The following is a 455-nucleotide window of genomic DNA, read 5'->3' as shown; positions in this document are numbered from 1 at the left end:
GGGGCCGCAGCCTGCCCGACCGCATCGTCCAGCTGCATCCCGACATAGACGTGCTGGTGCTCTCCGGGGGCTCCAGCGCGGCCCGGACCGAGGCCGCGCCTGCCGCACCGCTGCGGCGCAGGCCGCTGCCCTGGAAGGGCTATGCCGGCGTGACCCTGGCCTGCTTGACCGCCACGGTGCTGGCCGAGCAGCTGCTGCGCATCTTCGACCCGGCCAACGTGGTGATGCTGTTCCTGCTCATCGTCGTGCTGTCTTCGTTGCGCTGGGGGCGTGGCCCGGGCGCCTGGGCGGCGCTGCTGTCGGTACTGTGCTTCGACTTTTTCTTCGTGCCCCCGCGCGGATCCTTCCATGTCAACGACACGCAGTACCTGTTCACCTTCGTGCTGATGCTGGGCGTGGCCCTGGTCTGCGGCCAGCTCATGGCGCGGCTGCGCCACGAGGCGCGCGTGACGCGG

At 70.5% G+C, this 455-nt stretch carries 1 protein-coding gene; it reads left to right on the top strand.

Translation table 11 applies throughout. The features are described from left to right. On the top strand, nucleotides 1–455 hold a 455-nt coding region (locus L995_RS30070; protein ID WP_047475115.1), incomplete at both ends, for a DUF4118 domain-containing protein.

Origin of the sequence: Delftia sp. ZNC0008, assembly GCF_000799035.1 — a bacterium.
In the GTDB taxonomy this organism is placed as follows: Bacteria; Pseudomonadota; Gammaproteobacteria; order Burkholderiales; family Burkholderiaceae_C; genus Comamonas; species Comamonas tsuruhatensis.
Note: the sequence above shows the minus strand (reverse complement) of the source record. Positions and strands in the feature narration are given on the sequence as shown.